At 31.3% G+C, this 1,271-nt stretch carries 2 protein-coding genes; both read left to right on the top strand.

Going from position 1 to position 1,271, the window contains the following annotated elements; all coding sequences use genetic code 11:
* A partial coding sequence (locus E5A76_RS12880; protein ID WP_161119174.1) for an EAL domain-containing protein occupies nucleotides 1-733 on the top strand: 733 nt, incomplete at its 5' end.
* 89 nt (nucleotides 734-822) lie between these two features.
* Nucleotides 823-1,271, top strand: a 449-nt coding sequence (locus E5A76_RS20500) for a hypothetical protein (RefSeq protein ID WP_222932519.1), incomplete at its 3' end; no start/stop codon positions are given.

Raw genomic sequence — 1,271 nt, 5'->3', positions numbered from 1 at the left:
GTACAACAATATTGACTATTACTTGTTACGAAAAGCGATCACAAATAATGAAATATGTCCTTATATTCAGCCGATTGTTGATCAAGATAAGCGTGTGATAGGCGGTGAGGTGTTAGCTCGCTGGTTTAAACGAAATGGTACGATGGTTTCACCAATGGAGTTTATTCCAAAGCTTGAAAAGTATTCATTAATTCCGTTACTCACAACGCAGTTACTGAAACAAGTACTGAATAGTGAATTAGTTAAACGTAGAGAAAATTTAATATTAAGCTTTAACTTAACAGAAAAATGTTTGCATGATGAAAATATTCAAGCGTTATGTATTAAATTAGCCGAACATTGCCAGTTAGTGCTTGAATTTACAGAATCGAGTGAATTTGAAAATGTGAATGACACATTGAAAGCGATGCATTTACTACGATTGCATGGTATCCAATTTGCACTTGATGATTATGGTACGGGTTATTCGTCACTTTATTATTTAAATTTATATGATTTTGATTCACTTAAAATTGATAAATCATTTGTTGACAAAATAGAGTCGAGTGAACTTACACTTCATATTATTGAAAGTGTAGTATTGTTAGCATCGAAACTGAATATTAACCTGATAGCTGAAGGGGTTGAAAACCAAGAGCAATTAGCGACATTAGAGAAGTTGGGTGTGTATAAATACCAAGGTTTTCTTTTCTATAAACCAGAAAGCATCGCTAGTTTTTCTTCTCGATTATGAACTTATTAGCGGTATGTTATGTGCCGCTAAAAAAGCTTACTTATTGATAAGTCATTAGAGCTTATATCGTTTTTATAAAGGGTTAATAATTGAGATTTTTTATCGTTTTGCTTTTTAGCTTTTTGCTTTCAGTTAAACTTTTTGTGATATCTGATTATTTAGAAGGTATACAGAAATTAAAGAGTGCTACTGATTCCATTACTTACATTTCGACAAAATTTATTAAAGCGTTAAGTCTTAACCCACACTTACATGATGATCATGTAGAGTATTATAATGCTTTAACTGTTCATGCGAATGATATTATTAGTATTTCGATGGGTAGTGATTTGTCCATCTTTAGTTTAGATAAACAGCTTGCTATTAATAAAGATAACGTAGCAGATCATTCTGTATTTGATAACACTATATACGATACTTATCGAAATGTGTTGTTTAATATTGATCTTAAAGGCATTACGATAATGAAGAATGTAAACTCATCTATGCATACTGGTTGTCAAATATGTCACAACGTTAAGGTCAATACAGATTTAGG

Origin of the sequence: Photobacterium lucens (assembly GCF_009873615.1) — a bacterium.
GTDB classification, from domain to species: domain Bacteria; phylum Pseudomonadota; class Gammaproteobacteria; order Enterobacterales; family Vibrionaceae; genus Photobacterium; species Photobacterium lucens.
This window is presented reverse-complemented; position numbering and strand designations above follow the sequence as displayed.